Annotated in this window: 27 protein-coding genes; 10 read left to right on the top strand and 17 right to left on the bottom strand. The window is 68.4% G+C overall.

The window, feature by feature from the left end; all coding sequences use genetic code 11:
- Positions 1 to 131: 131 nt before the first annotated feature.
- Complete coding sequence (locus tag BLW75_RS12915; RefSeq protein WP_034324314.1) at positions 132 to 410, bottom strand: DUF3892 domain-containing protein; 279 nt, start codon at positions 408 to 410, stop codon at positions 132 to 134.
- Positions 411 to 619: 209 nt separating this feature from the next.
- On the opposite strand from BLW75_RS12915, the gene BLW75_RS12910 reads away from it, so the two are divergent.
- Together BLW75_RS12910 and BLW75_RS42230 are read left to right on the top strand one after the other, a co-directional pair.
- On the top strand, positions 620 to 1189 hold the full coding sequence (locus tag BLW75_RS12910; RefSeq protein WP_034324316.1) for a hypothetical protein: 570 nt from the start codon (positions 620 to 622) through the stop codon (positions 1187 to 1189).
- Positions 1186 to 1518 carry a hypothetical protein gene (locus BLW75_RS42230; RefSeq protein WP_034324318.1) on the top strand — a complete coding sequence of 111 codons (333 nt, stop codon included), beginning with the start codon at positions 1186 to 1188 and terminating at the stop codon, positions 1516 to 1518. The genes BLW75_RS12910 and BLW75_RS42230 overlap by 4 nt, the downstream gene beginning before the upstream one ends.
- Positions 1519 to 1643: 125 nt before the next feature.
- On the opposite strand, the gene BLW75_RS12900 is transcribed toward BLW75_RS42230, so the two are convergent.
- Together BLW75_RS12900 and shbA are read right to left on the bottom strand one after the other, a co-directional pair.
- The gene (locus tag BLW75_RS12900) at positions 1644 to 2354 is read right to left on the bottom strand and encodes a DUF4190 domain-containing protein (protein ID WP_091597437.1); all 711 of its coding nucleotides are present in this window, start codon (positions 2352 to 2354) and stop codon (positions 1644 to 1646) included.
- A 119-nt stretch (positions 2355 to 2473) separates the two neighbouring features.
- Positions 2474 to 3649 carry an RNA polymerase sigma factor ShbA gene (gene shbA, locus BLW75_RS43920; protein WP_091597434.1) on the bottom strand — a complete coding sequence of 392 codons (1176 nt, stop codon included), beginning with the start codon at positions 3647 to 3649 and terminating at the stop codon, positions 2474 to 2476.
- Positions 3650 to 3837: 188 nt separating this feature from the next.
- Here shbA and BLW75_RS12890 point away from each other — a divergent pair, with 188 nt between their 5' ends.
- Positions 3838 to 4089 carry a WhiB family transcriptional regulator gene (locus BLW75_RS12890; protein WP_034324319.1) on the top strand — a complete coding sequence of 84 codons (252 nt, stop codon included), beginning with the start codon at positions 3838 to 3840 and terminating at the stop codon, positions 4087 to 4089.
- 97 nt (positions 4090 to 4186) lie between these two features.
- On the opposite strand, the gene BLW75_RS12885 is transcribed toward BLW75_RS12890, so the two are convergent.
- A complete protein-coding gene (locus tag BLW75_RS12885) occupies positions 4187 to 5701 on the bottom strand; it encodes an MDR family MFS transporter (protein ID WP_091599730.1) in 1515 nt (504 codons plus the stop codon).
- Positions 5702 to 5788: 87 nt separating this feature from the next.
- A complete protein-coding gene (locus BLW75_RS12880; protein ID WP_034324323.1) occupies positions 5789 to 6415 on the bottom strand; it encodes a TetR/AcrR family transcriptional regulator in 627 nt (208 codons plus the stop codon).
- Between the two features lie 100 nt (positions 6416 to 6515).
- On the opposite strand from BLW75_RS12880, the gene dprE2 reads away from it, so the two are divergent.
- Both dprE2 and BLW75_RS12870 read left to right on the top strand, forming a co-directional pair.
- Positions 6516 to 7259, top strand: a complete 744-nt coding sequence (dprE2, locus tag BLW75_RS12875) for a decaprenylphospho-beta-D-erythro-pentofuranosid-2-ulose 2-reductase (protein ID WP_034324326.1) — start codon at positions 6516 to 6518, stop codon at positions 7257 to 7259.
- 174 nt (positions 7260 to 7433) lie between these two features.
- A complete protein-coding gene (locus BLW75_RS12870; RefSeq protein ID WP_034324328.1) occupies positions 7434 to 8624 on the top strand; it encodes an LCP family protein in 1191 nt (396 codons plus the stop codon).
- 316 nt (positions 8625 to 8940) lie between these two features.
- On the opposite strand, the gene BLW75_RS12865 is transcribed toward BLW75_RS12870, so the two are convergent.
- Positions 8941 to 10194, bottom strand: a complete 1254-nt coding sequence (locus tag BLW75_RS12865; RefSeq protein ID WP_091597431.1) for an HNH endonuclease signature motif containing protein — start codon at positions 10192 to 10194, stop codon at positions 8941 to 8943.
- A gap of 243 nt (positions 10195 to 10437) precedes the next feature.
- Here BLW75_RS12865 and BLW75_RS12860 point away from each other — a divergent pair, with 243 nt between their 5' ends.
- On the top strand, positions 10438 to 11820 hold the full coding sequence (locus BLW75_RS12860) for a neutral zinc metallopeptidase (RefSeq protein WP_034312270.1): 1383 nt from the start codon (positions 10438 to 10440) through the stop codon (positions 11818 to 11820).
- A 51-nt stretch (positions 11821 to 11871) separates the two neighbouring features.
- Here BLW75_RS12860 and BLW75_RS12855 read toward each other — a convergent pair whose 3' ends face one another.
- The 10 genes from BLW75_RS12855 to BLW75_RS12815 all read right to left on the bottom strand — a co-directional run bounded on the left by BLW75_RS12855 (position 11872) and on the right by BLW75_RS12815 (position 20559).
- The gene (locus tag BLW75_RS12855) at positions 11872 to 13041 is read right to left on the bottom strand and encodes an acyl-CoA dehydrogenase family protein (protein WP_034312268.1); all 1170 of its coding nucleotides are present in this window, start codon (positions 13039 to 13041) and stop codon (positions 11872 to 11874) included.
- Between the two features lies 1 nt (position 13042).
- Positions 13043 to 13969, bottom strand: coding sequence for a 3-hydroxyacyl-CoA dehydrogenase NAD-binding domain-containing protein (locus BLW75_RS12850; protein ID WP_034312266.1), 927 nt, complete (start codon positions 13967 to 13969; stop codon positions 13043 to 13045).
- Positions 13966 to 14712, bottom strand: a complete 747-nt coding sequence (locus BLW75_RS12845) for an acetoacetate decarboxylase (RefSeq protein WP_034312263.1) — start codon at positions 14710 to 14712, stop codon at positions 13966 to 13968. The genes BLW75_RS12850 and BLW75_RS12845 overlap by 4 nt, the downstream gene beginning before the upstream one ends.
- Position 14713: 1 nt before the next feature.
- Positions 14714 to 15478, bottom strand: coding sequence for a crotonase/enoyl-CoA hydratase family protein (locus BLW75_RS12840; protein WP_034312262.1), 765 nt, complete (start codon positions 15476 to 15478; stop codon positions 14714 to 14716).
- Positions 15479 to 15488: 10 nt separating this feature from the next.
- Positions 15489 to 16646, bottom strand: a complete 1158-nt coding sequence (locus tag BLW75_RS12835; RefSeq protein ID WP_034312260.1) for a CaiB/BaiF CoA transferase family protein — start codon at positions 16644 to 16646, stop codon at positions 15489 to 15491.
- A gap of 376 nt (positions 16647 to 17022) precedes the next feature.
- Positions 17023 to 17931 carry a LysR family transcriptional regulator gene (locus BLW75_RS12830; RefSeq protein ID WP_034312257.1) on the bottom strand — a complete coding sequence of 303 codons (909 nt, stop codon included), beginning with the start codon at positions 17929 to 17931 and terminating at the stop codon, positions 17023 to 17025.
- Between the two features lie 41 nt (positions 17932 to 17972).
- Positions 17973 to 19331, bottom strand: a complete 1359-nt coding sequence (locus BLW75_RS12825) for a HAMP domain-containing sensor histidine kinase (protein ID WP_034312255.1) — start codon at positions 19329 to 19331, stop codon at positions 17973 to 17975.
- Positions 19328 to 20017, bottom strand: coding sequence for a response regulator transcription factor (locus BLW75_RS12820; RefSeq protein WP_034312253.1), 690 nt, complete (start codon positions 20015 to 20017; stop codon positions 19328 to 19330). Before BLW75_RS12820 ends, BLW75_RS12825 begins: the two co-directional genes overlap by 4 nt.
- Positions 20018 to 20029: 12 nt before the next feature.
- Positions 20030 to 20194 (bottom strand): hypothetical protein, encoded by a 165-nt coding sequence (locus tag BLW75_RS42785; protein ID WP_167373492.1) that lies wholly within the window; start codon positions 20192 to 20194, stop codon positions 20030 to 20032.
- Positions 20191 to 20559 (bottom strand): hypothetical protein, encoded by a 369-nt coding sequence (locus tag BLW75_RS12815; protein WP_034312251.1) that lies wholly within the window; start codon positions 20557 to 20559, stop codon positions 20191 to 20193. The genes BLW75_RS42785 and BLW75_RS12815 overlap by 4 nt, the downstream gene beginning before the upstream one ends.
- Before the next feature lie 73 nt (positions 20560 to 20632).
- Here BLW75_RS12815 and BLW75_RS12810 point away from each other — a divergent pair, with 73 nt between their 5' ends.
- From BLW75_RS12810 to BLW75_RS12795, 4 genes are read left to right on the top strand one after another with little or no spacing between them, the layout of a single operon-like run.
- A complete protein-coding gene (locus BLW75_RS12810; protein ID WP_091597427.1) occupies positions 20633 to 22426 on the top strand; it encodes a CocE/NonD family hydrolase in 1794 nt (597 codons plus the stop codon).
- Positions 22427 to 22456: 30 nt separating this feature from the next.
- Positions 22457 to 22894, top strand: coding sequence for an SRPBCC family protein (locus BLW75_RS12805; protein WP_034312248.1), 438 nt, complete (start codon positions 22457 to 22459; stop codon positions 22892 to 22894).
- A 51-nt stretch (positions 22895 to 22945) separates the two neighbouring features.
- A complete protein-coding gene (locus BLW75_RS12800; RefSeq protein WP_034312246.1) occupies positions 22946 to 23527 on the top strand; it encodes a TetR/AcrR family transcriptional regulator in 582 nt (193 codons plus the stop codon).
- Positions 23528 to 23562: 35 nt separating this feature from the next.
- Positions 23563 to 23925, top strand: coding sequence for a winged helix-turn-helix transcriptional regulator (locus tag BLW75_RS12795; protein WP_034312245.1), 363 nt, complete (start codon positions 23563 to 23565; stop codon positions 23923 to 23925).
- On the opposite strand, the gene BLW75_RS12790 is transcribed toward BLW75_RS12795, so the two are convergent.
- Positions 23910 to 24527: a TetR/AcrR family transcriptional regulator gene (locus tag BLW75_RS12790; RefSeq protein ID WP_034312242.1), complete on the bottom strand. Its 618-nt coding sequence runs from the start codon at positions 24525 to 24527 to the stop codon at positions 23910 to 23912. The two genes, BLW75_RS12795 and BLW75_RS12790, sit on opposite strands and share 16 nt — an antisense overlap.
- Positions 24528 to 24550 lie beyond the last annotated feature (23 nt).

Raw genomic sequence — 24550 nt, 5'->3', positions numbered from 1 at the left:
ATTGTATGGTGCATGCGTCGTATGCCAAAGCCTGAAATGTGGCCACGTGCCAGTGCGGGCACTTTCCAGCGAAGCACACGGATGGGTGCCGGTCGCGCCCGGACCCTCCGGTCCATTGTGGATCTCCCGTCTCAGAAGCGGGGAAGCTCCAGCAGGTTGTTCTTCCAGATCCCGTCCGCGCGAGTGCGGAGGAACTCCGGGCCGAAGGTCGGCTTGATGATCTCCACGGCCACCCGGTGGATTCCCTCGTCCACATAGGCTTTCCCGTCGTCGTCTTCGATCCAGGCCACGATCGCCGAAACGAAGCTTTCACCGGTCTCTCCGCTGCCGGGGTTGATCCACCGCAGTTTCGTGATGTTCTCGTGGAACTTCCCACCTTCGAGCCGCGCTGCGATGATCTTGATGGCCATGGTGCTACCTCTTCGGCTGGGTGCCCCCTAGGCGAACAGGGGTAATGCGGTACTCGTCCCCCGTCGGCACCTTGTTACGCCGTGCTCCGAACGTTACGAGTTCGAGCGCGGGCGTCGTTCTGCGTCAGATGACGCAGACGGCGCGCGTTCCGCCATGTCAAAGTCCTCGCGCCGACGGGATCACCGGCCGGCGGAGAGGGGAAACGGACATGTGCGCTGCCTACAAGCGATCGGCCGCGGTGGGAATCGTCCTGGCCGCGACGGTATTGGCCGGCTGTGCGCCGGACCCGGCGCCGGCGGCCCAGCAGGCGGCGCCTTCGCCGTCCGCGGCGGATTCGGCCGCGGCGGTGGCCTGGATGAACGGGTTCTGCGGCGCGGTCAAGGATTTCATCGACGGCAACAACAAGATGCCGTCGGCGAGTGGTGAGACCGTGGAGGCCATCAAGAAGAGTACGAGCGACCAGCTCGGGCATTACGCGGCGATTCTGGCCAAGACGGCCGACGGTCTCGGCGCGCTGCCCGCCGCGCCGGTTCCCGCGGGAGACGCGGCGAAGCAGGAGTTCCTCGCGAAGTACACCTCGGCGCGCGACAAGACCGTGAAAGCGAAGGCGGACCTGGACGCGGCGGGGAAGAACGACACCGCCGCGCAAGGCCGTGCGGTCGACGGGCTTATCGCCGCCCAGAAGGACACGCATGGAGCGCTCGACCCGGTCGCGGCCGTCCTGGGGGCTCCCGAACTGAAGACGGCCGCGGCGACCGCGGAACGCTGCCGCCCGTGAGCGACGTCCAGCCGAGGCCGCGTAACCGGGCGGCCTCGTGCTCGACGGACGGCGGCGCGGTGGCGATCACCTGGTCGAGGGTGCTGCGGGCGGTGGTCAGTTCGGTGATCGCGGCTCCGGCGCTGGCCCGCCGGATCCCGGTCCACCGCCTGTACGCGTCGTCGTTGGGGGTGTCGGCGCTCGACTTCGGCGTGCTGGCCTGGACCCCGGCCGAAGAGGGGATCGCGCCCCTGGTCACCGGTGATCAGCGCGGCACCACCGGACCGGGCCGGTGCGGCGTCGGCGTTGTCGGAGACCAGCGTGGAGTTCGGGGTGGCGGTACTCGGTAGCATCGGCACCTTCGTCCAGCGCGGGCACGGTTTCACCACGGGCTCGCCGTGGTCGCGGCGATCGGGGTGGCGGTGTTGTGCGGACTGGCCGTACCCGCCGGCAGGCGACCGGATGCCTGATCCGCTCAGTTGCCGAGCGAGCCGATGTTCTCGTTCGCGTGCGCGATGCCGTACTCCTCGGCGCTGGCTTCCTTGATGACCTTGCCGTCGACCTCGATGGTGACCTTGATCGAGCCTTTGCCGCTGCCCTGCGCCAGGATGCTGACCATCTGCAGAGCCTCACCGGCAGGCAGTTTGATCGTCTTCTCCCACGGGAGCTTGACGTTGGCTTCCTGGTTGCTGGTGGTCATTCCGTCGGTCGTGTAGGTGATGTTGCCCGCCTTGGCTCCGCCGGTCCCGGTCACCCGATAGACCACCGTGCGCTCGGTGGCCTGTTGTTTGGCGGGCTGTTCCGGCGCGGACGTTCCCGCTTCGTTGCCCGGCGGGACACCGGGTGCGGAAATCGGCGCCGTCGGCAGCGAATTCGCCGCGTCGACGACGGCCTTGCTGAACACGACCGTCCAGAGAATGCAGATGACCAAGCCCACCGCGGACAGAATGATGCCGGTGAGAGCGAGGCCCTTGTTGGTCGCGACGCCGCTTTTCGCGCGGGAAAAACCGATTCCGGCGAGGATGAGTCCGACGATGACGAGCGGCCAGGCGATGACGCCGACGAATGGGATCGGGGAGAACAACAGGCCGACGAGGCCGAGAACGAACCCCGCGGTGCCCAATCCGTTACGTGGCGGCGTGGCGACGGGAGGCGCCTGATAGGGGTACGGCGAGGGAGTGGTCACGATGATCCTTTCGCAGTCTTCGCGTGGAAATCGGCGTGACGTATTCCCGTGTTACGGCCCGGCGTTCGCGATTTTTGCGCGAATCGCAACGGCCGAATGTTACGGAAAACGGGTAACGATCAAGCATCCGTGAGGATTTTCCGCAATCGCGTCAAAGCCCGGTGTTGCGCCACTCGCACGGCGCCCGCCGTCGAGCCGACCACATCGGCGGTCTCCTCCGCGGACAGGCCGACGACGATGCGCAACACGACGATCTCCCGCTGTTTGTCCGGCAGGATCCGCAGCAGTTCGCCCATCCGGTCGCTCAATTCGTTGTGCACTGCGTGTTGTTCCGGGCCTGCGGAGTCCGAGATCCTGTCGGGGACTTCGGCGACGGGTTCGGTGCGGTTGCGGGCGGCGGCGCGGCGGGCGTCGGCGACCTTGTGGTGGGCGATGCCGTAGACGAACGCGAGGAACGGCCGCCCTCGTTCGCGGTAGGTCGGGAGCGCGCGGAGGATCGCCACGCAGACCTCCTGCGCGACGTCGTCGGCCGAGGCGTAAGTCCGTTCCTGTCTGCCGATCCGCGACCGGCAGTACCGGATCACCAGCGGGCGGATGGTGGTCAGCAGCTGGTTCAGGGCCCGCCGGTCACCTCGTCCGGCGGCCGCGACGGGTTCGTCGAGGGTGTACCAGCGTGACGGCGTCACCTGTTCGGGTTCCGACTCCGCGGGGGCGCCCGGCGCCACCAGCGCGAGTTCCCTGATCATCGCGCGGTTCTTGATCCGGGACAGGGTGTCGTCGACGTCGAGGCCCACCCTCAGCGCGTCGATGAAGGCGCTGTTTGCGCTGTCCAGACGGTCGACGAAGCCGGGGTCGTGCTCCGCCAGACGGTCACGCGCGTGGCGAAGGGTCGCGCTGACCGCCTCCTCCGAGATGCCGAGTACGCCGGCGATCTCCCGCGACGAGTAGCCGTCCAGTGCCCACGCCATGCCGAGTTGCTGACGTTTCGGCAGCTTCCCCAGCATCGTCAGGACGGACGACGCCTCGTCGGCGAGGATGGTGAGTTTGTCCTCCCGGCCGGCGTCGTCGAAGGCCCAGTCGGCTCGGACCGCTGTCCGTTCCTTCGCCCGCCGATGCCCGACCCGGCGGACCCAGGCCTTCGGCTGAACGATGCCCGGCCAGCCCTCGTAGGCGTTCAGCATCGCCTCCGCGGCGGCGTCCCGTGCCGGATCCAACGCGAAGCCCACCTTGCACAGGAAGCCGGTGAGCAGCGCAAATTCGGCGTGGAAGAACTCATCGAACCCGTCGTGGCCCATCACCCGCACTCACCGCTCTCAGCCGCCTGACGCGCATGCCCTCACAGGACAGGTGCAGTGAGCGGGCCGCTGAGTGTAACGATTCGGTCAAGGTGATGTTTGCGTGGTGGGCCCGGCCGGATACCCGTCGCCGAGGGAGAAGTCATTTGACGAGGAAGGGAAAATCGGGAAAAGGAGGTGATAGGAAAATGGAAATGAGGATGGCGAGTGACCTGAGTGACGCCGCTTGCCGCGGTGAGGATCCCGAACTGTTCTTCCCGGTCACCGAAACCGGTCCCGGCGCCCGGCAGGCTGCCAGGGCGAAGGCCGTCTGCGCGCGGTGCCCGGTCACTTCGGCCTGCCTGGCCTACGCCGTGGAAAACGGGTTGGCCCATGGAGTTTTCGGCGGGCTGACCGGTAGCGAGCGACGCCACGTGATTCGCGTCGGCAGTGCCGCCTGAAAGCATTCGACCGTGTTGCCGAATTTCCGTCGTGTTCTTCGTGCGCGCGAAAAAAGAGGGGCCCGGTTCGGTGAACCGGGCCCCTCTGTCATGACGGTCAGGCGGCGGCGGTCTCCTCGGCGAGCCGCTCGTTGCCCGACTGGGTCTTGAGCGGCTTGTGCTTGAGGAAGGCGACGGCGACGACGACCAGCAGCGCGATCGGCGCGCTGATCAAGAACAACTCGCTGGTCGCCTCCCCGTAGGCCTCGCGGACGACGTTCGCGACCGGTTCGGGCAGCGTGGCGATGTTCGGCACCGCGCCGCCTTCGCCGCCGCCGGGCAGCGGCCCGAGCTTCTCGCTCATCAGCGCGAGGACCCGGTTCGCGAGCACCGCGCCCAGCGCGCTCACCCCGATGGAACCGCCGAGGCTGCGGAAGAACGACAGCGTGGAGGTCGCCGTGCCGAGGTCGTGCGCGTCGACGTCGTTCTGGGAGACCAGGACCAGGTTCTGCATCAGCATGCCGACGCCCACGCCCAGCAGCACCATGTACGCGCCGAGGACGACGAGGTTCGTCTTCGCGTCGATGGTGCCCAGCAAGCCCAGGCCCGCGGTCATCAATGACGCACCGAGCAGCAGGTGGCTCTTCCACTTGCCGGTCCGGCTGATCAGCTGGCCGGAGACCGTGGAGGACACGAGGATGCCGAAGATCATCGGCAGGCTCAGCAGCCCGGCCACCGTCGGCGACTTGCCGAGCGAGAGCTGGAAGTACTGCGACAGGAACACCGTTCCGCCGAACATCGCGACACCGACGAGGAAGCTCGCCAGGGTGGTCAGGGCGACCGTGTGGTTGCGGAACAGGCCCAGCGGCAGGATCGGCTCGGCCACCTTCGATTCGACGTAGACGGCGAGGGCGAGGATGACCACGCCGGCGGTCACCAGTCCGACCGTCCACCAGGAGCCCCACGCGAACTGGTGCCCGGCCAGCGACGACCAGACCAGCAGCGTCGAGACACCGGCCATGATCAGGAACGCGCCGAGGTAGTCGACCTTCACGTCACGTTTGATCGTCGGCAGGTTCAGGGTGCGCTGCAGCAGCAGGATCGCCGCGACCGCGAACGGGACGCCGAGGAAGAAGCACCAGCGCCAGCCCAGCCACGACGTGTCCACCATGACGCCACCGATCAGCGGGCCCGCGATGGTCCCGACGGCGAACACGGCACCGAAGATGCCTGAGTACTTCCCGAGCTCCCTCGGGGACACGATGGCGGCCATGATCACCTGCGCGAGCGCGGTGAGCCCGCCCGCGCCGATGCCCTGCGCGACCCGGCTGCCGATCAGGAGCTCGATGTTGCCCGCGAACCCGGCGACCAGCGAACCGACCACGAACAGGCCGAGCGAGAGCTGGATCAGTAGTTTCTTGTTGTACAGGTCGGAAAGTTTGCCCCAAAGCGGAACGGTCGCGGTCATCGCGAGCAGTTCGGTGGTGACCACCCAGGTGTAGGAGGCCTGCGAGCCACCGAGTTCGGAGACGATGCGTGGCAACGCGTTCGCGACCACCGTGGAGGCGAGGATGGCGACGAACATGCCCATCATCAACCCCGACATCGCTTCGAAGACCTGTTTGCGGTCCATCGAGCCCGCCGGGGCCTCCGGTTCTCGTGGTTCGGTCATGGATACGGACATGGTCGTCCCCCTTCGTGTTCTGTGGTGCCGGGCGCGTCAGCGCGCGCGGCCGCCGGGCTCCGGGAACCCGGCGAGAAGTGTTTCGACGGCGTCGTCCAGCAGGTCGAGCGCGGACACTCGGCCGTCGTGCCGGTACCAGAGCATGAGCACGGCGTTCACCGCTCCGCCGAGCGTGGACAGCAGCAGCGTCGGGTACAGCCCGGCCTGGGGATCCACGCCGGTACGGTGCGCGATCGCCTCGATCAGCGGCGCGACGGCGTCGTGGTTCATGGTCACCGCGCGTGAATGCAGGGTGGGGTTCTCCTGAATGGCCTTCATGCGGCCGAGCCACTCTTCGCGGTTCTCGTCGACCTGGGCGAAGTCTTCCTTCAACGCGTTGACGAAAGCGCGTGGAGTGCTGACTTCCTTCGGCGCGGCGAGGAACTTGTCGATGGTGCGCTGAGTCCGGTCGGCGGTGTCGGCGTGTGCGATGACGACAGCGTCCTCTTTGGACGCGAAGTAGTTGAAGAAGGTGCGCGGTGAGACCCCCGCCGCCGCGCTGATGTCCTCGACCGTCACCTGGTCCAGACCACGTTCGGCGACGAGCCGGACGGCGGTGGTCGCGAGCGCGCGGTGGGTTTCCAGCCGTTTGCGCTCGCGGAGACCTTTGACGGGTTCGGGCATGAGCACCACGATACGCCCAAAGATGCAGATACTGCAAAATTGCAGTCTGTGAAGCGTGCCACTGCCGGATGGTGCCAGGGCGCCTGGCAGACTGCGGCGGGTGAGCGGAACGGTGCTGGTACTGGGCGGACGCAGCGAGATCGGCCTCGCGGTCGCGGAACGGCTCGCCAAGGGCGGGGCGCGCCGGATCGTGCTGGCCGCGCGACGGAGCGCGGACCTCGGCGCCGAGTCCCGCCGGCTGCTGGCCGCGGGGGCGGAAACCGTCGAAGCCGTCGAGTTCGACGCCGACGACCTCGACGGGCACGGACCGTTCATGGAGAAGGTCGTCTCGGAACACGGGCCGCTCGACGTGGTCGTCACGGCTTTCGGCATCCTCGGCGACCAGGCGCGCGCCGAAGCGGACGCCGCCCACGCCGTCGCGATCGTCCACACGGACTATGTGGCTCATGTGAGTGTGCTGACGCATGTGGCCAATGTGCTTCGTGAGCAAGGAAACGGAAGCCTCGTGGTCTTCTCGTCGGTCGCCGGGGTGCGGGTCCGGCGGGCGAACTACGTCTACGGATCGGCGAAAGCGGGCCTCGACGGTTTCGCGAGCGGCCTTGCCGACGCCCTGCACGGCAGCGGCGTGCACCTCCTGCTCGTCCGGCCCGGGTTCGTGATCGGGCGGATGACCGAGGGAATGTCGCCCGCACCGTTCTCCAGCACTCCGGATCAGGTCGCCGACGCGACGGTCGCCGCGCTCCGGAAGCGCCGGGGAACCGTGTGGGTGCCGGGACTTCTGAGGCTGGTGTTCTCAGTGATGCGCTTGGTGCCACGCGCGATCTGGCGCCGCATGCCCCGGTAGGGGAGCGCTACGCGGTCGGTCCGGTACGCGGAGTCGCGGCCGGCTGTCCGCTTGATCACTCTGGCTCGTCCGAACGGGCTTTAAGACCCGGTTATGACACGTTTCTCAGGTAATTCCCAGCTAACGCGGTGATCCTCGATTGCGGGGGATCATTCACGGAAGCGGGGAGAAGTCGTGCTGCTCACGTCGCGAGGACGGCGGATCGGCGGCCGCGTCGCACTGGGCCTGGTGTCGACGGCCGTACTGGGTGTCACGGGTTTCGCATGGACCCAGTTGAGCCGGTTGGACCAAGCGATCGTCACGGCCGACGTCATCGCGCCCTCCGCCCAGGTGCCCGTGGGCCCGGCGGGGGAGCCGCTGAAGGTGGCGCAGAACATCCTGCTCGTCGGCATCGACTCCCGCACCGACACGAACGGGAACCCGTTGCCGCAGAACGTCCTCGACGCGTTGCACGCCGGGGACAGCGACGACGGCGGTGACACCACCGACACGATGATCATCGTCCACATCCCGGCGGGCGGAGCGGCCGCGACGGCCATTTCGATCCCGCGTGATTCCTATGTGGACATCGCGGGCGGGCTCGGCAAGCACAAGATCAATTCGGCGTACAGCCGCGGCAAGAACGCCGCGCTGAACTCGCTGCGCGCGCAGGGCCTCTCCGGTCCGGAGCTCGAGGTCAAGGCCAACGAGGCGGGCGCCAAACTCACGATCCAGACGATCGAGCGGTTCACCGGGCTGTCGATCAACCACTACGCGGCGGTCAACCTCGCCGGGTTCTCCGCGCTGAGCGAAGCCGTCGGCGGGGTCGAGGTCTGCCTCAACGAAGCGGTGCAGGACAAGTTCTCCGGGGCGTCGTTCCCGGCGGGCAAACAGCTGCTCTCCGGGCCGCAGGCGCTCGCCTTCGTGCGGCAGCGGCACGGGCTGCCCAGCGACCTCGACCGCATCGCACGGCAGCAGGCGTTCCTTTCGAGCATGGCCAAGACTGTCCTGGACGCCGGGACGTTCACCGATCCCACCAGGCTGAGCGCGCTGATCGGCGCGATCCAGGGTTCGGTCGTGCTCGACCGCGGCTGGGACGTGCTCAGCTTCGCGCAGCAGCTGCGGGGGATGAGTTCCGGGGCGCTGAAGTTCCAGACGATCCCGGTCCAGAGTCTCTCCCTGCCGACGCCGTCGGACGGCGACGCGGTGAAGGTGGATCCGGCCGAGGTGCAGGCGTTCGTGAAGGCCGCGCTGAACTCGACGAGCGTCGCCGCGGTGGGGGAACCGACCGGCGGGGTCGGGATCAAACCGGTCGCGGCCACGTCTTCGGTCGCCGCGCCGCCTTCGGCTTCCACGCCGCCCGCGATGGCGGGCTGCGTGAACTGAGCGGTCGGGTGATCTTGGCGCCGGTTGTGCCGGGCCGGGAGATCGGCCGCACCAGTGCGATGAGATTTGGGCGGGAGGGTGCCGCCGCGAGTTGCTCGTGGAGATCGGTCTGGCCGTGACGGCGGAGGAGCAACGGCGGGAAGGGAATGACCAGGGGCGCCGGTCTGATCTGACGTACTCGCCTGGGGCCCGTCGGCGGTGTCGTAGCGGGTTTTCGGAGCGGCTCCCGGTATTTGGGGCGGGGTGGAACTCGGCCTGGGGCTCGTGGGCATGCCGAGGGGCCCGTCGCCGGTGTGGCTGGCGGGCTCCTCGGGGCTCAGACGCGATGCAGGGTGTTGCGGCGGGGATGTCGGAGCGGGTCTCGGTATTGGGGAGGGATGAATTCCGGTAACCCGTCGGCCGCCATGCGGACTTGCCAGTCGCCGTGGTGGATCAGCCGGTGATGGAACCCGCACAGCAGCACCAGATTCCGGAGATCCGTCGGTCCGCCGTCTGCCCAGTGATGGATGTGGTGAGCGTGGCAATTCTTGGGTTTCCGATGACAGCCAGGGAACGCGCAGCCGCCGTCGCGGATGTTCAACGCCCGTCTCTGGCCTGGGGTGACGAACCGTCTGAGTCGTCCGACGTCGAGGGGTTCTCCGGCGGCGCTCAGCACGACCGGCAGCATCAGGCAGTCACAGGCCGCCAGCCGGGCTTCCCTCGCGGTCATCGTGCCGACGAAATCCAGGCACGCGGTGCCGAGGCCGGATTTGAGTTCCTCGAGGCCGATGGTGACGTTCACGAGGGTGCGGTAGCCGCTGGTGCCGGGCTGGTCCGGGCAGGCGATGGCCAGGTCGAGGAGGTCGACCCAGGCGTCACCCATGCGCTCGCATTTCATCCGCAGATCCGCCTGGCCGAACTCGTCCACCGGCCGCGGTTGCGCGTAGGCCTCCAGCGCGGCAGCGGTGCGGGCACCGGCCTCGTCATCCAGGAGACCGGTCAGTTTCCAGAACCCGTCTTTGCGACGCTCCAGGGTGATCTCCCGGCGCGGCTCAGCAGGTTCCGGGTCTTTGGGCTCCTTGCCGTCGGGGTCGAGCAAGGCGAGGAGGTTCGCTTCAGCGTCCGCCAACTGGCGAGGACCAGCGTCGCGGGCGAGAGTGGCGAGAATCTTCTCCGCGTTCGCCCGGTCCTCTGCCGAGATCTCGGCCGGAAGCCTCTTCAGAATCTCCAGGATCTGATCGATCCGCTCGTCCCCGACCAACCCCTCGGCAGCGACCGCTGAAGTGGCAGGCAGCGCGGCCGGAACCTCGCTGCCTTCCAACGCACGAGTCGGGTTCAGGGCGATCGCCCGCTTCACCACCGCACCCGCTTCACCGACCGACAACCCCGCGATATCGGCGAACCATGCAGCCGTGCGGCCATACCCGTACAAGTCCTTCACGCCCCGAGACTCGACCTCCGCCAAATACCGCCCCAGTCCGGCGGTGGCCATCCTGATCACCTGCAAGGACTGCTGCACGCCATGGGCAAGCTCCAGCTTGCCAGCGCGCCACAACTCCTGCGGCAACTCGGGAAGGAAGGTCTCGGACACCCCTCAATAATACCCGAACAAATAGAACATGTGTTCGTAATTTTAAGCGACGAGCGAAACGTGCGGACAACACCGAAGGGTGATTCGGCGCGACACGACGACTACGCTAAAGCAATTAGTCGGCTAATTGCGAGCGTGATCACGCCGGTCGCCTCCAAGAAGCGCCCAAGATTCTTTTGAACCGTGTCGTGCCGCCGTCCGTGTCCCTGGAGTCGGGGAAGTCAGGGCGACAGGGATGGTGTGATGAAGCGTCGGACGATTCTGGTGGGTCTCTCCCTCTGCCTCGCCGGTTGCGCCGCGACCGTGGGCGGGGTGGCGCAACCGGTGGATCCGACCCGCGTCGCCGGGCTAGAGATCTCCGACGGCCCCAGTGGTCTCAAACCCGGCGTGCTCGACGCCGGTCTCCCGGTCGACGGTGGGGACGGCGGGGAGATCGACAGGCTCGCGGCCAACGCCGTCGCCGACGTCCAGCGGTATTGGCGCGAGCATCTGCCCGCGACCTTCGATCGCGAGTTCCGGCCGCTGGCCACACTCGTCTCCTACGATTCGGCGGGGCGCGGCAGGGAGATCTGTGGTGCCTCGACGGCCGGTCTGGTGAACGCCTTCTACTGCTCGGGGCAAGACGTCGTCGCGTGGGATCGCGGGGAATTGCTCCCGATGCTCAATGACTCCATCGGCCCGGCGGCGGTGATGGCCGTGCTCGCCCACGAGATCGGCCACGCCGTCCAGTTCCGGCTGGGGCTGCCTGCCGCGAGCCCGTCGATCGTCAAGGAGCAGCAGGCCGACTGCTACACCGGGGCGTACTTCCGCTGGGTCGCCGAGGGCCGGTCGCCGATGTTCCGGGTGTCCACCGGCCGTGGGCTCAACGAGGTGCTCACGGCGCTGTTCCAGATCCGGGACTCCGCCGGCGTGGCTTTCGACGACGAGGGCGCGCACGGCAACGCGTTCGATCGGGTGTCCGCGTTCCAATTCGGCTTCACCGACGGGCCCGCCCGGTGCGCGAAGATCGACGAGCGGGAAATCGAAGGCCGGAGCACACAAGGCGCCGCTGCCGGCGAGCGAGCCGCCGCGAACGTCCGCCTCGACGACCGCCGGGCACTCGCCGACCTCACCACCAGTCTGCGGCAGGCCTTCCGGCTCGCGGCCACCCCGCCGACGCTCACCACCGGAGCGGCCTGCGGTGTGACGGCGGAGGACGCGCTCGCGTCGTACTGTTCGGAGTCCAACCAGATCAACCTCGATCTCGACGGTCTCGTCCGCATCGGCACCCCGCCGCGCCGGGGGAGGCAGGGCGGCATCGGTGACTTCGCCGCGTTCGCGGAGGTCGCGTCCCGCTACACGCTCGCGGTCCAGCAGGAGGGCGGGTTCCGTCTCGACGGACCGGTGGCCGCGCAGCGCACCGCGTGCCTCACCGGTTTCTGGGCGTCGACCCTCGTGGACGGCGGGGCCCTCACGTTGTCACCGGGCGACCTCGACGAGGCCATCGCCGAGATGCTGACGCGGAACAGCCTGATCGCGGCGGACGTCCGGGGCCGGACACTCCCGGCCGGCTTCGCCAGGGTCGCCGCCTTCCGTGACGGCTTCTCTTCCGGAAGCCAAAAGACTTGCGGCGGCAAATACCGCTAGACACGCATGAAGGCCCCCGAGGGAAGGGGGCCTTCATGCGCAAAGCGAGGCTTACACGAAGGCGCTCTGGCCGGTGATGGCCTTCCCGACGATCAGCGTGTTCATTTCCCGGGTGCCTTCGAACGAGTAGATCGCCTCGGCGTCGGTGAAGAACCGCATGATGTCGTTGTCCAGCACGATCCCGTTGCCGCCGAAGATCTCGCGGCCCCAGGCTACGACCTCCCGCATGCGCGAGGTCACGAAGGCCTTCGCCAGAGACGAGTGTTCGTCCTTGAAGATCCCGGCATCCTGCAGCCTGGCCAGCTGCACCAGCATGCCCCACGACGCGGTGATGTTGCCGAGGCTCTTCACCAGCAGGTCCTGCACCAGCTGGAAGCGCGCGATCGGACGGCCGAACTGTTCGCGTTCCTTGGCGTAGTCCAGCGCCAGTTCGTAGGCGCCGATCATCACGCCCAGCGCCTGCCAGGCCACGCCACCGCGCGTCGCGCGCAGGATCTCGGCGACGTCGCGGAACGAGTCGATGCCCTGCAGCCGGTTGGCCTCCGGCACCCGCACGTCGGTCAGCGTGATCTCGGCGTTCTCCACGATCCGGAACGCGAACTTGTTCTCGATCTTGACCGGCACGAACCCGGGCGAGTCCTTCTCGACCACGAAACCCTTGACGTGGTTGTCCGCCTCGTCACGGGCCCACACGATGACGAGGTCCGCGAAGGTCGCGTTGCCGATCCACTTCTTGGCACCGTTGAGGATCCAGGTGTCGCCCTCGCGGCGCGCCGTCGTCCGCATGCCGCCCGCGACGTCGGATCCGCCGAGCGGTTCGGTCATCGCGAAGGCGCCGATCTTGTCCATCGCCGCCATCGACGGGAGCCAGCGGTCGCGCTGTTCCTGGTCGCCGCCGGAGTAGATGCTGTACATCGCGAGTCCGTTGTGGACACCGAAGAAGGTGGCCACCGACGGGTCCGTGCGGGTCATCTCCATCGCCATCATGCCGCTGAGCAGGTGGCTGGTGGCCGGAAGGTGCTCGCCGTAGCCCTCGTAGGGCAGCCCGGCGACACCGAGTTCGCGGAACTTGCCGACGAGCTCGTGCGGGAACTCGCCCTTGGCCCAGTACTCGTTCACCAGCGGCTTGACCTCGGTGCGCATGAAGTCGCGCGTCTTGAGCAGCAGCTTGCGCTCCTCCTCCGGCAGCAGGTCCTCGTAGGCGTAGAAGTCGGCGGTCATGTCAGTTCTCCTCCCTGGCACTGTCCAAAGCGGACAGCACGGCGAGCTGCTTGCGGTCGCGCGTCTCGGCGAGTTCCGAGTACGTGGAGGAGCCGTAAGCGGATTCCACGGCTTCGATGAGCCGTTCCTGTTCTTCGGGGGTCTGCGAGGGCGTGCCGAGACCCGCCCACATCTGCTTCATCGACTTGCCGATGTGCTCGGCCATGTGCCGGTAGCCGCCGGGTCCGCCACCCAGATGCGAGCCGAGGAACGGCCCGACGGTCGACCAGCGGATGCCGAGCGAGTTCGTCATCACGGCATCCACTTCGGACGGTGACACGACACCCTGTTCCACCAGGTAGATCGCCTCGCGGCTCAGCGCGTTCTGCAGCCGGTTGCCGACGAAGCCGGGGATCTCCTTGCGTTCCACCACCGGCGTGCGGCCGACGAACCGGTAGAACTCGACAGCGCGGTCCACCGACTCGGCGCTGGTGCGCTCACCGGGGACGACCTCGACCAGCGGGATCAGGTGCGGCGGGTTGAACGGGTGCCCGATCAGCACGCGTGACGCGTCGTCCAGTTCCGAAGCGAACGCCGTCGAGGGGATCGCCGAAGACGAACTGAGCAACAGTGCGTGCGACGGCGCCTCGCGGACCAGGGTCGCGAACAGGTCCTTCTTGAACTCGACGTTCTCGGGTCCGTTCTCCTGCACGACATCCGCGTCGCGGACGGCTTCGGAGACGTCGGCCGCGAGGTGGACGCGACGGGAGAGGTCCGCGGCGGTCCGGCCGAGATGCGGGGCGAACGTCTCCAGCGCGCCGGCGATGGCGTCGGCGAGATCCGGCCGGGGATCCGAGACCCGGACCTCCAGGTCGTGCGCGGCGAACAACGCCGTCCACGACAGGCCGATGGTGCCCGCGCCGATCACCGCGGCGGTGCGAAAAGTCATGACCGAGCTCCCTTCAAGTAGTCGAAGACCGGCTTGACCGGGGCGAGTGTCAGGTCGGTGAGGATGTGGCTCGCCGAAACGACCTCCAGCACCGGGAGATCGGCGAGCGGGGCCAGCACGTGCTGGAACAGTTGCAGCCGCGCCGGCCCGGTCCACGCTTCCTTGACCACCACGTCGGTGATCTCGGTGCGGACCAGTTCGAAGACCCGGGGCGAACCGTCGTAGTCCGGGATGGTCTTGAGCATGAACGTCGGCACGGTGATCTGCGCTTCGGCCTCGGCCACGTCCAGGCGGTGGTGCTTGTAGCCCATGGTCGCGGTCGCGACCCGCTGGCTGCCGTGGTCCAGTGTCCCGACGAGTGCGCCGTTCTCGGCGAACAAGCTCGGCGAGCCGATGGTCTTGGGGTAGGCGCTGATCTCGCGGCCGGACGCGGTGGCCGGGAAGTTGTCGAGGTACATCGCGTGCAGATACTCGCCGCGCTCGCCCTCGAAACTCACCGGGATCGCCTGCCCGGATTCGGTGTAGGGCCCGTAACCGCTGACGTCGCCCATCTTCATCACCTCGAACCGCACCAGCGGCTCGTCGATCTCCAGCGGCTCCGGCACGACGGCGCGCAGGGCGTCGGCGTCGGTGCGGTAGACGATGTTCAGGTACTCGCGATTCGTGAACCGGGGCACCACCGGCGCGTACGCCGGATTCGTGAGCGGCGTGGTCACGTGCCGGAGAACTTCTTGCTGTTTCATCTCACTCACCTGTCCACTGTGGAGCGCGGCGTTCGGCGAAGGCCTGCATGCCCTCGCGGACGTCGGCCGAGCTCATCAGCGCCGGGAGCTCCGCACGCTGGGTGGCAAACGCTTGCGCGTCGGGGACGCCGTCCGCCGCGCGGACGATCTTCTTGACCAGGGCCAGCGCCAGGGGAGCGTTGGCGGCGACCTGTTCGGCCAGTTGCAGGGCGACCGCGGCGGCCTCGCCGCTCGGGACGACCCGGTTCACCAGGCCGAGGCTTCCGGCGCGTGCGGCGCCGATCGGCTCACCGGTGAGCAGGAATTCCATCGCCAGGTGGTGCGGGATCCGTTTCGGCAGCCGGATCACGCCACCACCGGCGGCGATCAGCCCGCGTTTCACCTCGGGCAGCCCGAACTTGGCGTCCTCGGCGGCGACGATCAGGTCGCAGCCCAGCGCCAGTTCGAAGCCGCCGCCCATCGCCCAGCCTTCGACGGCCGCGATCAGCGGCTTCGACAGCTCGGCCTCGGTCAGCCCGCCGAACCCGCGGCCGGGGATCTCGGGCGACTCTCCCTTCAGTGCCGCCTTGAGGTCCATACCGGCGCTGAACGAACCGTCCGCGCCGGTCAGGACCCCGGCCCGTAAGCCGGGATCGGTTTCCAGGAGGTCGAGTGCTCCGGCCAGACCGGCGGCGACGGCGGCGTTCACCGCGTTGCGGGCCGATGGCCGGTCGATCGTGATCAGCAGCGTGCCGCCGACCCGTTCCGTCCGTACTTCGGTGCTCATGGTTTCTTCCTCAGCGAGTGGTGGTGAGTTCGCGCAGGACCTCTTCGGTGTCCTGACCCGGGAGGGGAGCCAGCCGCCGGACGGAGCCGGGGGTCGCGGAGAACTTCACCGGGATGCCGATGGTGCGGATCGAGCCCTCGCTCGGGTGCTCGACGACGTCGAGCAGGTGACCGTCGCGGACGTATTCGTCGTCCTGCGCCTTGTCGAGTTCGAGGACGGGGGCCATCGGGATGCTGTGCTTCGCGCAGACCTCGGTCCACTCCTCGGTGGTCAGCGCCGGGGCGCATTCGGCGATCATCGCGGCCAGCGCCTCGTGGTCGGCGCCGTCGAGCGCGTCACCGTTGACCCGCGGGTCCTCGGCCAGTTCAGGCCGCCCGGCGGCGTGGAAGAAGTCGCGGAAGTTCCGCGGGTTGTACGGGATCACGCACGCCATGCCGTCCTTGGTGTGCACCGCCTGGTGGCCGGGGTTCAGCGACGGGCCGAAGCCGGTCGGGCCCTCCGCGGGCTCGAAGACGTGCCCGGCGAGCTGTTCGACGAGGTTGAACGCGATCAGCGTGTCGGTCATCGGGATCTCGACCCGCTGGCCTTCGCCGGTCCGGTCACGGTGCACCAGCGCGGCGAGCACGGTGTAGACGATGGTCAGGGAGGAGACCTTGTCGCCGATGATCGTCGGCAGGTAGACCGGCTTGCCCAGGGCGCGATTCGCGACGTCGACCAGCCCGGACGCCGCTTGCACGGTCTCGTCGTAGGCGGCGTGCCCCGCGCGGTCGGAGTCGCCGCGGAACCCTTGCGCGTGGGCGTAGATCAGGCCGGGATTGCGTGCGGCGAGGTCGGCGTGGTTCATGCCGAGCCTGCTCAGCGCGCCGGGGCGCATGTTGGTGATCAGCACGTCCGCGGTGTCGATCAGCTTGAGCGCCTGCTCGCGTTCCTCTTCGTCCTTGAGGTTGAGGGCGACGCTGCGCTTGTTGCGGTTCACGTTCAGGTTGAGCGGCGTCATCCCCGGTGTCGTGCGGAACTTGCCGACCCGCACGGTGTCGGCCGGGGACTCGATCTTGATCACGTCGGCGCCGAGGTCGCCGAGGATCTGCGCGGCGTACGGGCCCATGACCACCGTCGAGAGGTCGATCACGCGAACGCCGTCCAGGGGTCCGGTAGCGGTTTGTGTCATTTTGCTTCCCTTCGCCGTTGTTCGCTCTACAACCGAAGTTAGGCGCGAATAGCGGAAAAGGGAATGATCAAGAAACGAAGAATGGTATGACCACGGTGGTCATACCATTCTTGGGGGGTGGGGATCGTGGTCGAGAGTGGGCGCCGTTTCGTTCTGTCCTGGCTGTCCGCGTGCCGGTCTCGGGTGTCGCGAAAGCCACTTTCGGGACGTTGGATGTCCTGAAAGTGGCTTTCGCGACATTGGGGATCCCGTGCGGTGCGCCTGGCTGGCCCTGGCGTCGCTGGAAGCGTTGCGAAAGCCACTTTCGCAACCTTCAAAGTTGCGAAAGTGGCTTTCGCAACACCGTCTTCCCGTCAGGCTGCCGCGGGGGTCTCGATCAGGTCGAAAGCGGTTCGGCGAAGATCTCCCGCACCCCGGCCACCAGTTCGGCGAGGTCGCCCTCCTCGGCCCGGTCCCGTCGCCAGACCAAGGCGGTCTCCAGCCGGGGCCGGAAATCCGAGAACGGGAGGATGGTGGCGCCGTCGACGAGGAACAGATGCATCGGGCTCGCCGGATCCAGCATCGTGATCGAGAATGACGAGCCGTTCGCCACCAGCTCGGAAATGCCCGAATATTCGGTTCCGCCGACTTTGAGCCTTTTCTTGATACCCGCCTTCGACAAGGTGTGGTCCATATCGTCCGAATAGGCAGGAATGCTTTCCGAAGCGGACGGGATATAGGACAGATCACTCAATTCGGCGATGGTGACGGTCTCCCGTCCGGCGAACCGGCCGGCCGGGACGACGGCGCCGAGCCGCTCCACCTGCACCGGGACGATCTCCAGCGCGGGATCGGTCACCGGCATCCGGACCAGCGACAACGCCAGCTTGCCCTGGTGCACCGCGGCGACCAGATCGGGAGTCGTGCCGGGCCAGCGCTTGAGCTCGAAGCGGTCGCGGCAGCGTTCTTCGAGGCGTTTGACCCGTTCCCTCAGCGCCGGGTGCACGCCGGCGGGGATACCGATGAACACGGTGCTGCGCCGGGGTTTCACCGCTTCCTGCAACCGCCAGGGGATCGCGTTGACCTGTTCGAGGACGTCGCGCGCGATCGGCAGCAGCGCGGCGCCCGCCGCGGTGAGCGTGACGTGGTGCGTGCTGCGGTCGAACAGCCGGTGCCCCAGTTCGTGTTCGAGATCCTTGATGCGCTGGCTCAGCGGGGAGGCGGCCATATGCAGTCTTCGGGCCGCCTGGGAGAAGTTCAGTTCCTCGGCGACGGCCACGAAATACCGCAGGTGCAACATCTCCACGCGTTCACCCTAGGCCGTGCCCGGTGAGTCCGCTCGCGGTCTCACCGGGCACGGCCTGACCGCAGGGCCACGGTGAACGCGGCCCCGCCTTCGGGCGCCGGGCCCGCCGTCAGCGTCCCGCCCATGCGGGTGACCAGGCCGTGTGCCAGCGCGAGCCCGATACCCGAACCGACCGGGCGGCGGTCGCGGTACCGCTGGTTCAGCACCCCGCGCTCGAACGCGACCGGGTAGTCCTCCGCTGCCAGGCCGGGCCCGCCGTCCCGCACCGCCAGCCGGGCCTGCCCGTCGGCCGCCACCAGGGAGAACACGATCGGCGCGCCCGCCGGGGTCACGCGCAGGGCGTTTTCGGCCAGGCCGTCGACGACCTGGCGGAGCCGCCGCGGATCGGCGACGACCGGGACCTCGCCGGCCGGCCGCTCCACCAGCAGCGTGACGTCCTGCCGCGCGCAGCGCAGCCGCCAGACGTCCGCGCATTCGTCGACCAGTGCCGCGAGATCGAGGCGCGCCGGGTCGAGGCGGAACTCGTCCGCGCCGAGTCGCGCCAGCTCCAGCAGATCGCTGACCAGGCGTTCCAGTCGTTCCGCCTCGCGATGGATGGTCCGCCCGGCGCGGCGCGCGTCCTCGCCTTCGGCCACGCCGTCCCCGATCGCCTCGGCGAATCCGGTGACGGCGGTCAGCGGCGTCCGCAGTTCGTGCGACACCGAAAGCAGGAACTCGCGCTGTCGCGCTTCGCTGTACTGCAGGGCGTCGGCCAGTTCGTTGACCGATTTCGCCACGTCCGCGACCTCGGACGGCCCTTCCACCGGAACGCGCAGGTCACGGCGCCCGGACCGCATCCCGTTCGCCACCGACGCGGCCCGGCGCAGCGGCCGCGACAGCATCCGGCTCAGCAGCAGCCCGGCGATCGCGGCGACCGCGAGCCCGGCGCCGAGCGCGAGCACGGTGTTGCGCACCAAGGCCCTGCCGCGCGCCTCGCCGATCTCCGTCGGCTGGACCAGGGCGAACGCGGCACCTCTCTCGCCCACCGCGCGGACTTCGACGAGGTATTGCCGCCCTTCGACGACCACCGTGCCCGAGCGGGCGAACCCCGTTTCGGCGGCGGCGATCGCCGCGACCGTCCCGTCACCGTCGACCGTCCCGTTCGGACGGCGGACGACGACGTCGATCCCTTGCCCCCGAACCACTTCCGCGGCCTTCCCGACGCGGAGCCGGTTGCCGATGCCGGTCTCGTCGAGCTGGCTCGCGACCACGTCGGCCTGCGCGGAAAGCGACTGCCGGAGCACGTCGGTGCCGGTGGTGCGGATGAGCCGCGCCGCGACCAAGCCGGCGACCACCACCGCGACCGCGGCGATCGCCAGGCACACCACGGTGATCCGCAGCGCGAGTGAGGTCCGGTTCATCCGGCGTCCGCCGCGTAGCCGATCCCGCGGACCGTCCTGATCGGACTGTGCTCGCCCAGTTTCCCGCGCAGCTGGGCGATGTGGACGTCGACGGTCCGCGTGCCCGCCGACGCCGCGTAACCCCAGACGGAACTGAGCAGTTGCTCGCGGCTGAACACCTGGCCGGGCCGTCGCACCAGATGGGTGAGCAGCTCGAACTCGGTCGACGTCAGCGCGATCTCGGTGTCGGCGGCCCACACGCGCCGCCGGGTGACGTCGACGCGGACGCCGCCCGCAGTGTAGGTCTCGGCGGGCGAAGGCGGTCCGGCGGCACGGCGCAGGACGGTCCGGACCCTCGCCGAGAGTTCACGCGGGCTGAACGGTTTCGTCAGGTAGTCGTCGGCGCCGATCTCCAGGCCCAGCAAGCGGTCCAGCTCGTCGTCGCGCGCGGTCACGAACAGCACCGGCGTCCAGTCACCGTCCGCGCGCAGCGTCCGGCAGATCTCGATACCGTCCATACCGGACAGTCCGATGTCGAGCACGATCGCGACCGGGCGCAGCCGCCGGATCGTGGCCAGTGCCGCGCCGCCGTCCGGCTCCACGTGCACGCCGAACCCGTCCCGCCGCAGGTACAGCGAAGCGAGTTCGGCGATCGCGGGGTCGTCCTCGACGACCAGCACCAGCCCGCGTCCCGGTTGTGTCGTCACCGGCCGATCCTGTCACGGGGCAGGGTCGCCTGCCATGTCCTGCTCGATCGAGTCGAGGGTCTGCTGGACGTCGCTCAGCTGTCCCGGCGCCGGGCTCGAAGCGGGTTCTTCGTCGGAACACCCGGCCGCGCCGAAAAGCGCGAGCGCGGTCAAGCCGGCGGCCACGAGACGTTTCACTTGCCCGCCTTGCAGTGCGCGTTCGCGAACGCCTCGAGCTTCTGCTTCGCTGTGGTGAGCTCGGGAAGCCTGGCGTTGCGCTTGTCGGCGCGCTTCCGCAGCCGGTCGGCGGCGTCGTTGTGGCCCTTCTTGCGCTGGCCCTCGGCCCTGGCCTTGAGGTTCGCCACCGAACCGCGGACCTCGGGGCCGCCGTTGACGCGTTCGGTGAGGTTGGTGGTGCGCTGGGTGAGCTTCGGCAGCCATTCGGCGCACAGCGTCTGGGATTCTTCGGGGCTCAGGGTGATCGGAGCCTGGGCCGAGGCGGCGGGGGCGAGAGCGACAAGACCGGCCGCGACGAGTCCGGCGGCGATGGTGTGTTTCAGCATGCGAAGAGCGTCGCGCGGCCGGATACGAGGAATGTGGGGGAAATGTTCGGGTTTTGTAAGCGATACTCGGACGATGGGGCTCAAGACCTTGACCGCCACCGTGGTGGCGACACTGCTGCTGACCGCCGCACCCGCCGTCGCGTCACCCGCGTTCGTCCTGCGCGAAGGCGTCAGCGAGCCGGTGTTCTCCTACGAGAAGGCCATCCGGGAGACCGCCTGGGTGGAGACCGGCCAGGACCTCGACCGCGACGGGCAGGCCGACCGGGTCGCCGCCGACATCATCCGCCCGGCGGAACCCGCCGCGCGCGGGCAGGGCGTTCCGGTGATCATGGACGTCAGCCCGTACTTCGAGAAGGTCGGGCGCGGTAACGAGCGCCAGCCGAAGACGTATCTCCCCGACGGCACGCCGTCGCAATTCCCGCTCTTCTACGACAACTACTTCGTCCCGCGCGGGTACGCGGTCGTGCTGGTCGACGTCGGGGGCACCAATCGCTCGTCCGGGTGCTTCGACGACGTCGCGTCCGGCAACGGCGTCGTGAACTGGCTCAACGGGCGCGCACGGGCCTTCCGGACGCCGTTCGGGCCCGAGCGCGTGCGCGCGGAGTGGGCGAACGGATCGGTCGGGGCGATCGGGAAGTCGCAGGACGGGGCGACGGCGATCGGGATGGCCGCGTCCGGGATCGAAGGCCTGAAGACCATCGTGCCGATCGCCGGGGTCAGCTCGTACTACGAGGTCCACAACTCGCACGGCGCCTACTTCGGCTGGGCGGGCGGTCCCGGTTTCTACAACGAGCGCGCCGGGAAACTGTGCCGCCCGTTCGAAGAGGACAACGCGCGGCGCGCGGGCACGGACGGGAACTTCAACGACTACTGGCGCGGGCTCGACTACGTCGCGAAGACCGGCAAGGTGCGTGCGAGCGTTTTCGCGTCGATGGGTTTCCACGATCTCAACGTCAACCCGATCCAGTTCGGCCCTTGGTGGGAGGCGTTGAACGCATACGGCGTGCCGCGCAAGGCGTGGTTGCACCAGGCGGCGCACGTCGACCCGTTCGACCTCGACCGATCGCTGTTCGTGAAGACCCTGCACCGCTGGTTCGACCGCTGGCTGCTCGGCGTCCGCAACGGCGTCGAGACCGAGCCCGCGATCCGGATCGAGCACACCCCCGATCGCTGGACCGACGAGCGCCGTTGGCCGCCCGCCACCCAGACACGCGTGTTGTGGCCAGCGGTGTCGGGCGGGCTGGGGAATCGCCCTTCGTCAGGCACGGCCTCGATGACCGACGATCCGGCACGCGGGGCGTCGCAGTGGGTGGAGAACCCGTCTCAACCCAGCCCCGAACGGCTCGTCTTCACGGGTGAACCGATGCGGACGGACACCCGTGTCGCCGGGACCGCCACCGTCACGGTGACCGCGCGCTCCGGCAAATCCGCCGCGCGGATCGGCGCGGTGCTGGTCGACTACGGCCCCGCGACCGCGCGGAACACGAAGTTCCCCGCGCTGGGCATCAAGAACCTGACGACCCGCTCCTGCTGGGGCGCGGGCACCGCCGCGGACACCGGCTGCTTCCTCGACACCGTCGCCGATCCGACCACTGTGGACAAACGGATCGTGGCGACCGGCTGGGCGGACCTCGGCCACCACCGCTCGCTGTGGCGCGGCGAACCGCTCGTGCCAGGCAAGGCGTACACGATGACGTTCCGGCTGAGCAGCCTGGACCACGTCGTCCCGGCGGGGCACCGGCTGGCGCTCGTCCTGGGCGGGACCGACGGGGACATGTTCGACCCGGCGCTGCCCGCTCTCGGCTCCCGGGTGACCTTCGACCTGGGTGCTACTTCGCTCTCAGTCCCGGTCGCTGCCCGCAATTAGTCACCTACTTGCGAGAGGGAAGGAGCACGTATGGCGAAGATCCAGCGCATTTCCGTCCACGGCCACACGAGCGCGAGCCCCGAAGCCGTCTACGCGCTCCTTGTGGACCGCGAGCGTTGGCCCGACTGGTCACCCATGGGCTCGTTCCGCCTCCTCGAGAAGGGCGACGAGAACGGCCTCGGCGCCGTCGGCGTCTTCAGCACCAACGGCGTCCACAGCTGCGAAGAGGTCATCGCGCTCGAACCCGGCAAGCGCTTCGGCTACGCCCTGAAGAAGGGGCTCCCGCTGCGCGACTACCGCGCCTACGTCGACCTCACTCCCGAGCGGGACGGCACCGGGATCCATTGGCATTCCACGTTCACCGCCAAGGTGCCGGGCACCGGCTGGTTCCATCGCCGGTTCCTCGGCCACTTCCTCGGCCGCATGGTCGAGAGCCTCGTGGCGCGCGCGTCGCGCGGCGCACCATAAAGTAGGCGCATGGCAGCCCCACGACGCACCCAGGAGGAACGCAGCGCCGCGATGCGCGTCAGGCTGCTCGACGCCACGATCGACTGTCTCGTCGAATACGGCTACGCGGGCACCACGACCACCCGCGTCGCGGATCGCGCCGGGGTGACCCGCGGCGCGCAGGTGCACCATTTCCCGACCAAGACCGATCTCGTCACCTCCGCGATCCGGCATCTCGCGGCCAAGCGCGCCGAGGTCGCGATGGCTGAGATCGACCGGCTCAAGGCATCGGCGGACCCGGTCGGGGACGCTTTGCAGCTGCTGTGGGAGATGCACCAGGGGCCGGTCTTCTCGGCGACGGTGGAACTGTGGGTGGCGTCGCGGACCGACGCGGAACTGCGCGCCCAGATGGCGGTCGTCGAGCCGATCGCGACGAGCAGCCTGGTCGAGTTCGGCAAGGCGCTCCTGCCGGACCATTCGGCGCATCCGGAGTTCCTGCACGCGGTGTACACCGCGATGGACGTCGTCCGCGGCATCCTCATCGCCAGCTGGGCGACTCGCGACCAGACCGAACTGGAGGCGCGCTGGGAACGCGGCCGCCGTCATCTGATCCTGCTGTTCGAGGCGCTGATGCAGCCCACCCCCTCTCGCTAGGCGTGTTACTCTCCCGGGGAGAGTGAGGAGGTCACGTGCTCGGAAACCCGTACGACCCCGACTGTCCCACCCGTGCGCTGCTCGACCGCATCGGCGATCAGTGGACCGTGCTGATCGTCGGCGTGCTCGGCGACGGCCCGCTCCGGTTCACCGAGATCGGCAAACGCGTGCGCGGCATCTCGCAGAAGGTCCTCACCCAGACGCTGCGCAGCCTCGTCCGCGACGGCATCCTGACGCGCACCGCGTACCCGGAGATCCCTCCGCGCGTCGAGTACGAGCTGACCGCGCTCGGCCGCAACCTCGCCGAACCGCTCGAGATGCTCGACAAGTGGGCTCGCGTCCACATGGGCGAAGTGCTCGACGCGCGCAAGAACCACGACGGTCAGCTCACCGCCTGACCGAACAGCCGGTCGAGTTGGTAGTCCACAGTGGAAAGCGCCTCGTCCGGCGTGCGGTGTTTCATCACGATGTTGGTGCCCTGCGAATCGGCGAGTGCCCAGAGGATCGCGGATTCGTGCATCGGGTCGGCCGACTTGTCGACATCGCCCGCCTCCTGTCCCTGGCGGATCAGGAGGGCGAACAGCTCGAACAGCTGGGGGACACCGTCGGTGAACGCGGCCGCGAACGACGGGTCGGAGATCGCGCGGATGAAGAACGCAACCCCCATCAGCCAGTCGCCGCGGCGGCGTTTGTCGAGCGGCAGGATCTCGATCATGATCGCGCGGATGATGGCCTTCGGTGTCGACGGCAGTTCGCCGGCCTTCAGCTGGGCCTTGATGCGCTCTTCGTAGACCTGCGAGCGGCGTTCGACGGCGAACAGCAGCATCTCGTCCTTGGTCTTGAAGTAGTGCTGCACCAAGCCCATCGACATGCCCGCTTCGGCGGCGACGTGCCGGAGGCTGACTCCTTCGAGGCCCCGCGTGGCCGTCAGCCTCGTCAGCGCCTCGGCGATCTCCGCGCGTCGCGCCGCGTGATCCACCTGCTTCGGCACCCTCACCATCCGTTCCGCTGTTTGCCATGCGA

The organism is Amycolatopsis lurida, assembly GCF_900105055.1.
Classification (GTDB): Bacteria; Actinomycetota; Actinomycetes; order Mycobacteriales; family Pseudonocardiaceae; genus Amycolatopsis; species Amycolatopsis lurida.
The sequence above is the reverse complement of the archived record's forward strand: the minus strand, read 5'-3'. Positions and strand labels throughout refer to the sequence as shown.